Raw genomic sequence first — 13,420 nt, forward strand, 5'->3', positions numbered from 1 at the left:
GTTGGATGTTGGATACTGTTCTATGGTTGGCTTTATCGAATTGGAATTAATCCAGCTGCAGGGCTTGGGATGGGTGGATCGTGCTGGCGCTTCTTGCAGGTCGCCAACTTGCGAATGCAGTGACGAGGAAAACGAAGATGGCGACGCTTACTAAAACAATCGGATCGTATGGAGATACATGATACAATAGGTAGTAGGTCGAATGTGCGAGAATGAGCATTGCGAACACCCCGCATGCGAGTCCGGTTCCAATCCCGATGGCGGCGAGTCCGATCCCTCGTTTAAGGACCATCCCAATGATCTCATGAGGGAAGGCTCCGATGGCGAGGCGGATTCCAATTTCTCGTGTCCGCTGTTCGACGAGGTGGGTCATGAGGCCGTAAATGCCGATACTGGCGAGGAGGATGGCGATAGCTCCAAATAATGCTATGAGAATGTTTATTACATAGCGATAATTTAGTGTATCTTTAGCGAGCTGTTCCAGCTTGTTGAGCGTGCCTATTGGTTGGTCGGGGTCGACGGTTGCGACGGATTGTAAGACCTTTCCCTCTAGTTCGCTTTGGGTCAGGCGACTTTTGACGAGGTAGCTGGTATTCCAAGGTGAGTGGATTTGGGGCGCATAGACCACGGAGTCTTTTCCTTCGTCAAGCCACCTTGAGATGATGCTACCTACTATGCCTACGACTTGGTAGTCCAGTCCATCAATGTGGATTGTGTGGCCGATGGGGTCTGTGTCGGGAAATTTTTCTTTGGCGAGGATTTCATCGATGATGGCTATTCTCTGGGCGTCGATTCGTTGGTCGCTTGGATCAAAGAGACGGCCGCGAATGAGCGGGATGTCCAGGATAGAGAACGCATCGCCGTTTACGGTTAGGAAGCCTGCGGTGTAGTTTCTGGGTGCGTCGGGTTGATCGTCGCGCCAGAAGACTTTTCTCCAAACGCCATTGCGAGGATCCATAGGCGGCTGCGAGATCATGGTGGCATTCTCTACCCCTGGAATTTGTTTGAGTTGTCCGACAAGTTCAGTGGAAAAGCGCGTTCTATCTAGTCTGATTTCTTCGTTTGTCGCCTCGGGAATTGGCTTCGGATTTCTTGCGACGATGAAAGAATAGCTGTTGGATTCGTCGAACCCGCGGTCTTCATTTAGAGCATTGTTCGTACTCTTTAGTAGTAGACCGATGGATACGAGGAGAACCACGGAAAGAGCGATCTCGCAAACGATGAGAGATGCTTGAAGTCCGTTGCCGCGTGAGCGGGTGAATGAGCGGCCCATTTCGTTGAGCCCTCTTGCTGATCCTTCCCGCAGCACTTTAATTGCCGGAAACACGCCGAAGAGGAGGCCTGTAGCTACGCTGATGGTGAGTGTGAAAGCGAGCACGCGAAAGTCGATTGCGAACTCCATTTCAGGCCAGTTTGAGAGATCGACCAAGCTGTTTAGTAAGGGAAGGGAGTTGATACAAATGATCAGCCCGCCAGCGGCGCCAGCCAAGGAAAGGAGAGTGCTCTCGCAGAGGAGCAGGCGGACGATACGCCAGCCTGATGCTCCGATGGCAGTGCGTAGGGCGAGCTCGGATTGTCGTGCAGTCGCTCTTGCGAATAGGAGATTGGCTACGTTGGCGCAGGCGATGAGCAAGACCAGTCCGACTGCGATGAGCAAGGAGTAGGTGGTCTTTGAAACGAAATCGGAGCCACCGTCTCGTAGGGTTTGTATGACTACTTTTGATTCTCGAACGAATTGTGAGTAGCGATTGGAGAATTGAGATTTGATGGCTGCTATCTCTTGTGTGGCGGACGCGACGGATGCGTCTGGGGCGAGGCGGCCCAGTGTGTAGAACTCCCAGTAGTTTTCCTTCCAAGGGTGTTTGGGCAGCGCTGCAGGAATCAAGAAGTCGCATGACGCCCAATGTATCCATGCTTGCGTCGGCTTTCCTTCGAAGAGGCCGATGACCGTGTAGCTTTGATGGCCCAGCACGATGGACTTCCCTACGATATCGGGATCGCTGTTGAGGTACTGTTTCCAAACATTTTCTGAGAGAAGGACTACGAGGTGATCTCCCGTCGCTGACTGGTGGTCCTCGGAGAAGTCTTGCCCTTGGGTCGGGGAAAGGCCGAGCGTTTTGAGCAAGGGGCCAGTGACTTGCAGTCCGTTGAGCATCTTAGGGGTGCCGATACCGGTGAGGCTGAGAGACGATTGGTTTGAGGTTGCCCCGATAAAGGCCGCGATTTGCTCGGAGTTGGCTTCAATGTCTGCTAGCAGTTTTCCGTGGGTGAAGAAGCCATTGTTTCCGGTGCCAGAATCGTGCCAGAGACTTACAAGCCGATCCGGATCCCCATAGGGCAAAGGCTTGATGAGGTAGGCATTGATCATGCTGAAGATGGCGGTGTTGGCGCCGATGCCGATGGCGAGGGTGAAGACGGTGATGAGGGTGAAGCCTGGCGACTTCATCAGCTGGCGTAGGCCGAAGCGTAGGTCGTTGAGCATGACGAGCAGTGGTTGGATGTTTGCTCTGGAGGAGCGGCGGGTCGTCGGGGAGGCACGGGCAAGGTGCTGGACTAGTCCAATCAGGTGGCGTGCCAGAATTCTGCGAGAAACCGTAAGGGATTGGTGCTCAAGCGTATCTAATTTTGCTTATTCGTCGGCCTACTTGGGCTCCGGTTCGAGGAGCGAAATTGGGACGTAAAAAATCCCGTTTTTGGGATTCCTGCCCGAATGGAGTGGGGCGTGACGGCGGAGCTGACTGTTTCGGCACTGACGGAGCAGTGCCCTCCTGTTGCTCGTGGCGGAGCGGGTTACGGTGGTGCGCCGTTTGAGGGGAGGGTGCCTAGTCTAGGTTTAGTTGGATCGTGGCGCAGCAGCCTTGTGCGTTTTCGCGATTCTTCAAGGTAATGGTCCCGCCCACGGCTTCGATGATTTGTTTGCTCAGGACGAGGCCGATGCCGCTGCCTTTCGATTTGGTTGAGTAGAAGGGCACGAAGAGGTTGTCGGGGTTTGCGATTCCAGGGCCGTCGTCTTCGATGCTGATCGTGGCTCGATTCGGTTCCACATGGATGGAGCAAATGACGCTGCCGGGGCTGCCGCTGCCTGCTTCCTTTGCGTTTTTGAGCAAGTTGACGAGGGCTTGCTCAAATTGTGATTGATCGATGGATACGGTGGGGTTTGGCAGGTCTTTGGATATGGAGGTGACGTCGGAGAAAAGCTGGCAGGTTGACTGGACGAGGGGGGCGAGTGGGATGGCTTCGACTTGCGGTTCGGGAAGCTTGGCGAGTCGAGTGTAGTCGCTCATGAAGCTGACGATGTTTTTCGAGCGGCTGGTGATGCTATCGAGACCGTCCAGGATGTCGGTCTTGGTTTCGTCATCTAGGTCGGTGTTGCGAGTGATTTTTGAGAGGGTGCTTGAGAGTGAGCTGATGGGGGCTATGGAGTTGTTTAGCTCGTGTCCGAGAACACGTAGCAGTCGTTTCCATGACTCTCGTTCTTGTTCGTTGGCGGCTCGGGTGATGTCGGTGAGCAAGATGAGGTCGAAGCGTTCGCCTTCCAGCATGAAGAGACCGCGTCTTCCTTCGAAGCGTCGTCCTTCGTGGACGTAGCTGAAGCGGCTGAAGTCTTGGGTGGATTGATCGAGCACGAAGGAGATATCCAGTTCGTCGACGGTTTTTTGCTCTGGAGTTGAGTCTGACTGGTTGATGGATGCTATGAGCTCTTTGGCTGTATCATTGGCCTTGGTGACTACGCGATCTTCGTTTACGATGAGGGTGGCGACGTCGATGTTGACCGTGATCTTGTCGATGATCTTTTGTGTCTCAATGGCGCTGATACGTCCCTTGTCGAGGATGGCGGCAATGGCGTTGATTTCCTCGTACAGTTCGACGATGGTTCCGTTGGCTTCTGTTGTGCGACGGCTTCTTAGGGTGAAGTCTCCTTCGCGAATCGAGCTGATCACGTTTGAGGCGACTCGGAGCGGGGCGGAGATCCATGTCGTCAAGCTCCACGCCATGAATGGGAAGGGCGCGAGTATGAGAGTGAGGCAGGTGACCCACATCTCCCATTCGGCCCCGAAGTAGACGAGCAATCCGATCGTCATCAGGAAAGACGGGAGGGCGCAGAGCGCGGCCTTTAGAACGATGGAGGCCTCGAAGGAGATGCTGTTTTGTTTCAACGGTCGGTGCTGGAGGTTGACGCGTGCATGGCTATAGGCCGTAGCGTTGCATGCGGCGGTAGAATGCGGAGCGGCTGAGTCCTAGCTCCTTGGCGGCTTCGTTGGCTTTGCCTTCGCAGCGTGAGAGGGTGCGTTTGATGAGGTAGGCTTCGACTTCCTCGAGGCTCATGTCGTCGAGATTGCTGCTGCTGGGGCTGGCGGCTGACTGCTGGAGGCCGAGGGCGGTGTCGCTGATCTCGTCTGCTCTTGTGGTGAGTACGGCTCTTTCGATGGAGTGGTCGAGCTCGCGGATGTTTCCGGGCCACTCGTAGTTCTTCATGGCGTCGAGTGCTTTTTCGGAAATTTTGAGATCGTCCTTGCGGTATTTTTTTGTGTATCGGGAAAGGAATGACGTGGCGAGTGGCTCGATGTCTTCTACACGCTCGCGGAGCGGGGGAAGGTGGATGCTGATGGTGTTGAGGCGGTAGAGAAGGTCCATGCGGAAGCGGCCTTGCTCGACTTCGCTTTGCAAGTTGGCGTTGGTGGCGACGATGAGGCGGGCGTCGAAGGTCTGGGTTCGCGAGGAGCCGACGCGTTCGAACTCGCGTGTTTCCAAGGCGCGCAGCAGTTTCTGTTGCTGAGCGAGCGGCATGTTTGCGACTTCGTCGAGGAAGAGGGTGCCGCCGGCTGCGAGTTCGAAGCGACCAATTCGGTTTTCTTTGGCGTCGGTGAAGGCTCCTTTGACATGACCAAAGAGTTCGGACTCGAATACTCCGTCCGGGATGCCGCCCATGTTTACGGAAATGAAGGGTGACTCTTTGCGTCCTGAGTTTTGGTGTATCAGGTTTGCTATTACGCCTTTGCCTGTTCCGTTTTCGCCGGTGATGAGAATCGAGGCATCGGAGTCGGCTACGCTTTCCACGAGTTCAAGCACGGGTTTCATAGCTCGGGATTGAGCGATGAAACCGGCGGACTTGTTTTTGCGAAGGGTGCGATTTTCTTCGCGGAGGCGGTGGCTTTGCTGTTGGGCGTCGTTGAGTCGGAGTTGGGAGCGGACGATGGCGATGAGGCGTTCGTCGTCCCATGGTTTTTGCAGAAAGTCGTTGGCTCCGCGCTTGATGCATTCGACCGCGACGTCGATGGTGGCCCAGGCGGTCATGACGACGATGGGGAGGTCTGGCTCTCGCTCGCGGATGTCTTCGAGGAGCTGGATGCCTTCTTGCCCTGAGGTGGTGTCCAGGTGGTAGTTTAGGTCGATGATCGCGGTGGCGTATTCGTTTTGCTGGATACGCTTTAGGGCGTCGGCCGGAGATTGCACGCAATCGGCTTGGTAGCCTTCGGACTTGAGGGCGAGACGGATGGCTTGGAGTACATCCTTGTTGTCGTCGGCGATGAGAATACGGTTGGATTGAGATCGAGACATGGAATGGATAGGGGAGGAGGTGATGCTACCTTATTCGTAGGGAGGCTTGGCTCAAGTACAGGTTGAAACTTTTAAGCGTGGAAAGTCGAGAGAAGTGCTTGCTGGGGGCGGGTAAGATGATTGGGTGGGCTCATGATCTCAAAAAGACTCGTACCCCTGGCTATTGCGGCCGTTTGTTTTGTGTTTTCTAGCGTTTCTGCGGCACCGAAGCTTGGACTTCAGTCGTGGACTTGTCGGAATATGACGTTCGAGGAGGCTGTGGAGTTTGCGGCGGAGCATGACATCAAGTATGTCCAGTTTTACAGAAAGCACATCGATCCGAGCGATCCGGAGGAGGTTAACCTCAAAAAGCTCGAGTTTCTAGAGAAGCATGGGGTTAAGGCTTATACGATTGGGGTGAGCCGTACGTCTATGGATAAGGAAGAAAATCGTAAGCTATTCGAGGTGGCTAAGCTTTTTGGTATGGAGATGATTGTGGTCGAGCCGAAGGATCAAATGATCTGGGGAAATCTTGAGGAGCTGGTAAAGGAGTATGACATCAAGATGGTTGTGCACAATCACGGTACGGGAACGACTTATGGGAATCCTGCGACTGTGAAGCAAATTTTGGCGGAGCGTGACCACCGTATCGGGGTATGTATGGATATCGGCTGGGTGACTGCTGCCGGATTTGATGCCGTATCGACGTATAAGAATTATGGCGACAGAGTTTACGACATGCACCTGAAGGACAAGCGACTGGATGTGATGGCCGATAACGGGAAGCCGCTAGATACCTTCATCGGTTTGGGTAACGCGAACTACGCGGAGCTGTTCGAGGAGCTTCTCGAAGATGATTGGGATGGAGTTATGGCGATCGAGACTGACAGCAAGGAGTTCGCCGCGGATCCGACTGAGTTCGTAAAGGCTGCGAAGGTGTTCTTCGACTCTCATGTGGAGAAGAAGGGTGAGTGCTGTAAGCACTAGGCTGGTTCGCTGGTAAGAACTGATTTTCTGGGGCTCTCCGTTGGGGGAGCCTTTTTTGTTTTGGTTCTTTGGCGTTTCGAGTGGAAGCGTATGTGTGCTGCTGTGGTAACCACCGATAGAGACGATGCGCACCGATGAATGGAGGATACCTTTGAGCCTATCGGCGCAGATCGTCTTTTTCGGTGGTTCACTAAATTGTGATAGGCGTAAGTGGGAGGAGCGGCTTGGTGTCCGTTGGGGACAACGGACGCTACCTTCGGGGCTGTTGGCAATGACGGAGCATTGCCCTCCGGTTGCGCTATTGGGGGAGTCGTTCTTTTGTGCTTTGGGAGTTGCCTTTGGGTAGGGGCTGAGGATGTTGCGGGAATGTGGCCGCTTCGTAACCAGTTTTTCCTGCTCTTTGGCACGTTCGGCGCGGTGATGCCGTACCTTGCCATCATGTTGCGGGAGCGTGGGTTTGATGAGGAGCAGGTGGGCTACGCGCTGGGGATCTCTGGGTGGGCGATTGTTCTGAGTCCGGCGTTGATTACCTTGATTGCGGATACGGCGGTGACGCCTCGGCGTTTGATGGCGGCGTTGGGCGTGATCACGGGTTCGTGTATTTTTGGCATGCTGATGAGCTCGGGGTTCTGGTCGGTTACGATCTGGTATTTCGTCTACTCGTTGGCGATCGCAGCGATGATTCCGTTGCATGATGGGATCGTGTTTGGGTTCGCTAAACAGCAGCAGGAGTTGGGGAAGCCGGAGGTCCACTACAACGAGTTGCGCGTGTGGGGGACTTATGGATACGTGGTGATTTTGTTGCTTACAGTTTATCCCGTTAAATTGACGGGTGACTCAAGCGTGGGAATCTGGTTCGGGTTCGCTGCGTTTTGCCTTATTATCGCGAACACTTTTGTGCTACCTGATCGTGGAAGGCGGGAGACAGCGAAACGGGCTCAGGGGTTGCCGACGGGGGCGGCGTTTAAGGCTCTGTTCGGGCGCAGGAATGTGGTGTTTTCTGTCTCGATGTTTCTATTGCTCGCCGCTTCATCGGCTTACCACGTGATGTATCCAATTTACCTGACGGAGGACCTTGGGTTGGCCAAGCATTGGGTGGGAGTGGTGATTGTGTTTGGGGCTGCTATCGAGGTGTTTTTTATTATTCGCTTATCCCGTTGGCAAAAGCGTTGGGGATTGCGTGCCGTGATGCTGGCGAGTGTTTGGGCGACGGTCTTGCGCTTTGGCCTGATGTTCGCCTTTCCGAACTTGCCGGTGGCGATCGGTACGCAAGTGCTGCATGGAATGATGATTTGCGGGATGATGGTGATCCCTCCGGTGTACATTAACAGCCTGGCGGACGAGTCCTATCGGAATTCGATTCAGGGGGTGTACACGATGCTGGTGATCGGTACCTCGCGTTTTGCGGGCACTGCGGTGGCGGGGCACGTGGCGGCGGTTGACCAGCGCTACGTGAACCTGGCTTGCTTGATTTTTGTGGGGGCGGCTTTGGTCCTGCTTTGGGCGGGGTTTAAACCTGTGGAGCGTGAGCGTTCGGGTGAAACGGGAGGCTAGACCTAGAGGCCGCGTTTCTTTTGAGCAGGCAACGAGGTAGGTCTGAGTGGCCCAGTCAGCCGCAATGCAAATTGGGGTCAACTTAAGCGTTCAAAGGCTCTTCATCTTCTTCTTCATCCGCTTCTGCTTCTTGTTCGGAGAGGGGTGCTACAGGCTTGGAGTCTGTATTTTTAGAAGAAGATGGAGAAGGAGAAGAAGGACGTTTTGGAGACGTTTTTCAGGTTAGTTGACGCCAATGCGCAATGCAGGATCAAGGCTCCACGGCGGCCTACGGCGAGGCCGCCCTACCTTTTACGCTGGCTTTTCGTCTTTCTTGGGAGCGGCTGCTTTGAGCTTTTCGAGCGTTTCGTCGAGGGCGCTGGCTACTTCGCTGTCGCCGGCATCGGCTTTGTTTACGCGCTCGATGGCTTCGGCTACGATCTTCTCGGCTGACTGACGCATGATTTCGTCGGGCTTTTCCAGATCGAGATTCTCTTTCACGAATTCCGGCAGGAAGTGTGGCTGCTGGGTGCAGTAGAAGGCGCAGCCGAGGTGGAAGAGGTGCTGAGCGGATTGGCGCAGGCCTTGGGCTCCTTTCTGTTCCCAGTGGGCGACGAGCTTGAGGCCGTCTTCGAGGAGGTCGGATGCTTTGTCGTGCAGTTCCTCTTGCTTATCCGCTGGCTGGTTGCCGATGAGCATGCCGAAGGCGTGACAGTAGGAGCGGCGGGCGCTGAGGGAGATTTCCGCGGCGACGAGGTGAGTCTTTTCGTTGGCGCTGGCGATCTTGAGAGCGAACTCTGAGGAGCTGATGGTCTCTTGGACGGTATCCTGAGTGGGCTTCGCTCGGCTGAAGAGGTTGGCTCGGTTGGCGTGGGCGGAGCCCATTTCGATGACGAGGCGCGGGTCCTTCTTTTCCTTGATGCCCGCGAGGGTGCGGATGGTTTCATCGAAGGATGCGATGGCGAGATTGAGGTGATCTTGTTGGGTGCTCCACATGAGAGCTCGGCCGAGGCTGGCTCGAATGCTGGCTACGAGAGCTCCGATCGCGGTATCTTCCTTGTCGAGCTCGTCGATGATTTCGAGCGCCTTTTCGTAAGCGTCGATGGTGCGCTGCTCTGGCTTTTGCGGGTGGCTTTGGCGCGAGTAGACGTTGCCGAGATTCAGCCAGGTGGCTGCCAGCTGGTGGCGGTAGCGTGGATTGTCCTTCCAGGGGAGTTCCTCGAGAATGACGATGGATTGGCGGAAGCAGTTGGTCGCTTGCTCGAGCGTTTCCTTGGCGGGAACGCGCGACTGGGTGTGTCCGATGTTGCCCCAAACGGCGGCGATGTCCGCCTTGTTGGATTCGCTCGGCTCTTTGATGTCGTCGAAGTGCTTGATGGCGACTTGGTAGCCGGCGATTGCCTTTTCGATTCCTTCTTGGGTATCGGAATTGGAGTAGGCGTTGGCCTTGCCCATCTCTGCCCAGCCGAGGAGGTGGAGCTTGGTGTCCGACTCTTCTTCGCTCTCCAGAAGCTCGATGGCGTGATTGAAGCCTTTGATCGCTTCTTCGAAGGCGTTGCGGTCGCGTTGGGCGATGGCGTCGGCTTGAGCGATGGCCTGACGGGCTTGTTCTAGGGGAGTGGGGGGAGTTGTTTCTTCTGGGGTTTCTTTTTCTGGAGTGTCCACGGCTTCTTGTGTCGTTTGAAATTATTAGGAGGCCGGGAGGGTGGGGAGTTCAGTGTGAAAAGTAAAGAAAGGGTGTTGGGTTTCAGGTCTCAGGTTCCGGGATAGATGACTCTTCGTGTATCTCGATAGTGGTGTGAACTATTTTGAGATCCTTGGGGATACGGGCTTTGTAGGTTTCGGGTTCTTGGGGGGAGTCGCTCAGGATGGTGATCATGGCGCTGTGGATGCCGGGGCCGATGGACCACATGTGGAGATCGATAATCTTGTCCTTATCGGTTTCGATGGCTTGGCGGAGCTTTGTTAAGGTTTCGTCCGAAGCTTGGTGGTCGAGAAGGGTGTGACTGGTGGTGCGGAGCAGGCCAACTGACCAGTTGGCGACGAGGATGGAACCGACGATGCCCATGATTGGATCCATCCAGATCCATCCGAAATACTTGGCTGCGAGTAGGGCGAAAATGGCGGTGACGGATGTGAGCGCGTCGGCCATGACGTGCAGGTAGGCGGAGCGGAGGTTTTGGTCTTCGCTGTGACTATGGCTGTGCCCGTGATGGTGGTCGTGGCTATGCCCGTGTCCGTGGCCATGGTCGTGCCCGTGGTGGTGATCGCCCAGGATGAGCATGCTGCCGCCGTTGACGATGAGGCCAATGATAGCAACGCCGATAGCCCAGTTGAATTGGATTTCGACCGGATTGAGTAGGCGTTCGATGCTTTCCCAGGCCATCATCAGTGCGAAGCCGGCCAGGAGAAGAGCTCCGGTGAATCCGCCGAGGGCATTCACTTTTCCGGTGCCGAAGGAGAACTTCGGGTTGCTGGCGTTTTTGCGGGCGTAGATGTAAGCGAAGGCGGTGATTGCCAACGCGGCGGCGTGGGAAGCCATGTGCAAACCGTCGGCGAGTAAGGCCATGGAGCCGTATCGTATACCGGCGCCGATCTCGATGATCATCATAGCGAAGGTGATCGCGATGACGATGATGGTGCGGCGTTCGCCCGCTTTTTGCTGGTCTTGACCGAAAGTGTGGGAGTGGGCGTGGTGGTCGTCGTGAGTGTGGTCCATGAGGGGTGGGATTAGGAGAAGATAAGTTGGGCTGAGGGCTAGGGCAATGCTGACTTGTACATGAGTGTGGCTAGGGGATTTTATTGCTTCAATCAGGCGAGGTTGAGATAGCAGATGAGCATGGGACTGTTTGAATACGGGTTGTTGGCTTTCGTAACCTTATTCGTGATTGTGGAGCCGATTTCTATCGCGCCTGTGTTCCTAGCCATGACCGAAGGGGATAGCCGAGAAGCTCGGGCAAAGATGGTTAGCTTGGCATGTTCGATCATGCTTTTTGTATTGCTCGCTTTCGCGATTGCGGGGGCTCAGCTGCTGGACTTTTTGGGGATATCGGTCGCGGCATTTCAGACGGCCGGCGGCATTTTATTGCTCTTAATCTCCTTGGATATGCTGCAAGCTCGTCCGTCGCGGGGAAAGATCTCTCCAGAAGAGAGCGCTGCGGGATCGCGAAAGGAGGATGTTGCGGTTACTCCGTTGGCTGTCCCATTGCTCGCGGGCCCGGGCGCGATCTCTACTGTGATCTTGTTGGCGAACCAAGCGGAGAGTTGGGAGTATCAAGGAGTTCTCTATGCTGCTATCGTGTCGGTTTGTGTAGTTAGTTTTCTAGTACTGCGTTTGGCGAACCGAGGAGCGACCTGGTTGAACCCTCTGTTTTTACGCGTTGTGACGCGCTTGGCTGGCTTGCTTTTAGCGGCTCTAGCAGTGCAGTTTGTTTTCGATGGATTAAGGGCATCTGGGGTGTTCTCATAGCCTCGGATTACATTTCTGTAATTTAGGGATCTTGTGGAAACTCAGTTGAGTGAGCTGGGTCTGCGGAGGCATGCGTTTCTCTCTGTTTTTGATCTGTAGTTGTTTTGTCATTCGGACTATCGCCTGGAGCGATGAGGCCGAGCCCTTCGAAGGTCGGATTATTTATGACGTAGATAGTGGTGGTATGAAAATGACTTACACGGTTATGTTCAAAGGCGACAAGTGGCGCTCCGAATTGAAGTCAGGTAAGCAGGTTTTTGATCTACGGATAGGCGACTTGGGAGAACGCACCGCCTTTTTAGTGAATGAAGGCGGAAAGTCCTACCGCATGATTGGAGGCATGGGACCGGGAGGTGGTCGCGGGATGAAGCCTCAGGGGGACAAGGGAAGCAAAGGTAAGTCGCCGGAGGATGAATTGGAAAAGGCTGTCGTAGTGAAAAAAGACAGGCAGATGATTCTCGAATACGAGTGTCGGCTTGAACAGCTAAAGGGGGCAGGGACCAAACTGGGGATTTGGCTAGCGGAGGCCAAGGTTGAGTTGCCAGGTGTGGCCTTGCCTAGAGTAAAGGCTTTCGAGGGAAAGGAACGTTTGCTGGCAATCTACTTCCGTGACGGGCGCGGTTTGCCTTTGTTGATTGAGGCTGGATCGGGTAAGAATCGCTTCGAGATGAGGGTGGTAGAATTAGAGGCAATGCCGATTGATGAATCTCTGGTGTCATTGTCAGATGAATACAAGCCGGAGGGAGGTATGCGTCCAATGCGGGGAGGCGGTGGTGGCAAGCCAGGTGGCGGACGCCCAGGTGGGGGAGGACGTAAGCGGATGTGAGGGTGATAGCCAGCGATCGCGTGACAAGCACGCTCCCACAAAAAAGCCGTCTTCTGAGAAGACGGCTTTCGGAAATGGTTTACGCTTCTGGCTTCCGGGAGCCAGCGAGCTGATCGATCATCAACATGGCGTCCGGATTCTGCTGGGCTCGCTTAATCTTTTCGATCATGTCGGTCACGTTTTTCTCCTCTTCGACTTGTTCGTCTACGAACCACTTAAGGAAGGAAACGGTGGCGAAGTCGTCGTTGTTGTGGGCGATCTTGTAGAGATTATTGATCGACGCAGTGACTTTTTGCTCCTGAGCGTAGCTTGCCTCGAACACAGCGAGAGGCGAGTCGAAGTCGTACGCCGGTGCTTCTAGCTCGGGTAGCTTCACGGTTGCACCTCTATCTAGAAGGTAAGTGTAGAACTTCATAGCGTGGTCACGCTCTTCGTCGCTTTGCATCGACATCCAGCTAGCGAATCCGTCCCAGGAGTTGGCTTCGAAGTAGGACGACATCGAGAGGTAGGAGTAGCTCGCTTGGAACTCCATCCCGATCTGGGCGTTAAGTGCGTTGGCTAGGTCTTCTGAAAGATTCATGTCGGTAAAGTGCAACGACTTGTGAGGCTTGTCGAGTGCACGACCCAGCAAAATCAAGAACTACTTCTGGCGGGTGGGGCTGCGCAGTTTGCAACGTAACGTTACGTAGTAAACTGCGCAAGATGTGTTCGGCTTGATGAGGCGAGGAGGAGTGGGATTGTTGTGCTGCCGTTTAGGCGGTCAGCTTGCGGGCTTTGCAGAGGTGCTTGCCGCAACCGGCGACGCGAGCGCATTTGCCGCAGACGAACTTGGGGCGGGCCACGAGAAGCTGGATTTCGTCGAAATGGTCTTTGAAGGCGTTCTTTTTGATGCCGCAGAGAGATTTGAATTTCAGCTTCATAGTGGTTCGGAATCTTAGAGAGGGCCGGAGTTTAGCGAAGAGTGGCGCTCACGACTACTCCGTGGAGGATTAAGGCCACCCCGAGAGGGATTCTTGTTGGTAGAGAGGAGTTTGCGAAGCATCTTTCAGAAACGGAAAGGCGGGTCG

General features: G+C 54.8%; 11 protein-coding genes. 4 read left to right on the plus strand and 7 right to left on the minus strand.

Annotated features, from left to right (window positions below):
• Positions 1 to 46: 46 nt before the first annotated feature.
• The 3 genes from JIN87_RS08285 to JIN87_RS08295 form a co-directional block, all read right to left on the minus strand.
• Positions 47 to 2,482: an ABC transporter permease gene (locus JIN87_RS08285; RefSeq protein WP_200355075.1), complete on the minus strand. Its 2,436-nt coding sequence runs from the start codon at positions 2,480 to 2,482 to the stop codon at positions 47 to 49.
• 340 nt (positions 2,483 to 2,822) lie between these two features.
• Positions 2,823 to 4,157 carry a sensor histidine kinase gene (locus JIN87_RS08290; protein ID WP_200355076.1) on the minus strand — a complete coding sequence of 445 codons (1,335 nt, stop codon included), beginning with the start codon at positions 4,155 to 4,157 and terminating at the stop codon, positions 2,823 to 2,825.
• A gap of 31 nt (positions 4,158 to 4,188) precedes the next feature.
• Positions 4,189 to 5,559, minus strand: a complete 1,371-nt coding sequence (locus tag JIN87_RS08295) for a sigma-54-dependent transcriptional regulator (RefSeq protein WP_200355077.1) — start codon at positions 5,557 to 5,559, stop codon at positions 4,189 to 4,191.
• A 240-nt stretch (positions 5,560 to 5,799) separates the two neighbouring features.
• Between JIN87_RS08295 and JIN87_RS08300 the strand changes: the two genes are divergently transcribed.
• Together JIN87_RS08300 and JIN87_RS08305 are read left to right on the plus strand one after the other, a co-directional pair.
• Positions 5,800 to 6,525: a sugar phosphate isomerase/epimerase family protein gene (locus tag JIN87_RS08300; protein WP_200355078.1), complete on the plus strand. Its 726-nt coding sequence runs from the start codon at positions 5,800 to 5,802 to the stop codon at positions 6,523 to 6,525.
• A gap of 366 nt (positions 6,526 to 6,891) precedes the next feature.
• Positions 6,892 to 8,079, plus strand: a complete 1,188-nt coding sequence (locus JIN87_RS08305; RefSeq protein WP_200355079.1) for an MFS transporter — start codon at positions 6,892 to 6,894, stop codon at positions 8,077 to 8,079.
• 291 nt (positions 8,080 to 8,370) lie between these two features.
• Here JIN87_RS08305 and JIN87_RS08310 read toward each other — a convergent pair whose 3' ends face one another.
• Both JIN87_RS08310 and dmeF read right to left on the minus strand, forming a co-directional pair.
• The gene (locus tag JIN87_RS08310; protein WP_200355080.1) at positions 8,371 to 9,723 is read right to left on the minus strand and encodes a hypothetical protein; all 1,353 of its coding nucleotides are present in this window, start codon (positions 9,721 to 9,723) and stop codon (positions 8,371 to 8,373) included.
• Positions 9,724 to 9,805: 82 nt separating this feature from the next.
• The gene (gene dmeF / locus JIN87_RS08315) at positions 9,806 to 10,777 is read right to left on the minus strand and encodes a CDF family Co(II)/Ni(II) efflux transporter DmeF (protein WP_200355081.1); all 972 of its coding nucleotides are present in this window, start codon (positions 10,775 to 10,777) and stop codon (positions 9,806 to 9,808) included.
• 114 nt (positions 10,778 to 10,891) lie between these two features.
• Here dmeF and JIN87_RS08320 point away from each other — a divergent pair, with 114 nt between their 5' ends.
• Both JIN87_RS08320 and JIN87_RS08325 read left to right on the plus strand, forming a co-directional pair.
• Positions 10,892 to 11,527, plus strand: a complete 636-nt coding sequence (locus tag JIN87_RS08320) for a MarC family protein (RefSeq protein ID WP_200355082.1) — start codon at positions 10,892 to 10,894, stop codon at positions 11,525 to 11,527.
• A 70-nt stretch (positions 11,528 to 11,597) separates the two neighbouring features.
• The gene (locus JIN87_RS08325) at positions 11,598 to 12,353 is read left to right on the plus strand and encodes a hypothetical protein (RefSeq protein ID WP_200355083.1); all 756 of its coding nucleotides are present in this window, start codon (positions 11,598 to 11,600) and stop codon (positions 12,351 to 12,353) included.
• A 79-nt stretch (positions 12,354 to 12,432) separates the two neighbouring features.
• On the opposite strand, the gene JIN87_RS08330 is transcribed toward JIN87_RS08325, so the two are convergent.
• Together JIN87_RS08330 and JIN87_RS08335 are read right to left on the minus strand one after the other, a co-directional pair.
• Complete coding sequence (locus JIN87_RS08330; RefSeq protein WP_200355084.1) at positions 12,433 to 12,933, minus strand: ferritin; 501 nt, start codon at positions 12,931 to 12,933, stop codon at positions 12,433 to 12,435.
• A gap of 172 nt (positions 12,934 to 13,105) precedes the next feature.
• Entirely contained in the window at positions 13,106 to 13,273 is a 168-nt protein-coding gene (locus JIN87_RS08335; protein ID WP_200355085.1) for a hypothetical protein, read from the minus strand.
• Positions 13,274 to 13,420 lie beyond the last annotated feature (147 nt).

Origin of the sequence: Pelagicoccus mobilis, from assembly GCF_016595505.1 — a bacterium.
Classification (GTDB): domain Bacteria; phylum Verrucomicrobiota; class Verrucomicrobiia; order Opitutales; family Opitutaceae; genus Pelagicoccus; species Pelagicoccus mobilis.

Excerpts from the sequence above, each read along its gene's own strand:
- JIN87_RS08285 (WP_200355075.1), bottom strand. The coding sequence starts at position 2,482 with ATGCTCAACGACCTACGCTTCGGCCTACGCCAGCTGATGAAGTCGCCA.
- JIN87_RS08295 (WP_200355077.1), bottom strand. The coding sequence starts at position 5,559 with ATGTCTCGATCTCAATCCAACCGTATTCTCATCGCCGACGACAACAAG.
- JIN87_RS08300 (WP_200355078.1), top strand. The coding sequence starts at position 5,800 with ATGACGTTCGAGGAGGCTGTGGAGTTTGCGGCGGAGCATGACATCAAG.
- JIN87_RS08305 (WP_200355079.1), top strand. The coding sequence starts at position 6,892 with ATGTGGCCGCTTCGTAACCAGTTTTTCCTGCTCTTTGGCACGTTCGGC.
- dmeF (WP_200355081.1), bottom strand. The coding sequence starts at position 10,777 with ATGGACCACACTCACGACGACCACCACGCCCACTCCCACACTTTCGGT.
- JIN87_RS08320 (WP_200355082.1), top strand. The coding sequence starts at position 10,892 with ATGAGCATGGGACTGTTTGAATACGGGTTGTTGGCTTTCGTAACCTTA.
- JIN87_RS08325 (WP_200355083.1), top strand. The coding sequence starts at position 11,598 with ATGCGTTTCTCTCTGTTTTTGATCTGTAGTTGTTTTGTCATTCGGACT.
- JIN87_RS08330 (WP_200355084.1), bottom strand. The coding sequence starts at position 12,933 with ATGAATCTTTCAGAAGACCTAGCCAACGCACTTAACGCCCAGATCGGG.
- JIN87_RS08335 (WP_200355085.1), bottom strand. The coding sequence starts at position 13,273 with ATGAAGCTGAAATTCAAATCTCTCTGCGGCATCAAAAAGAACGCCTTC.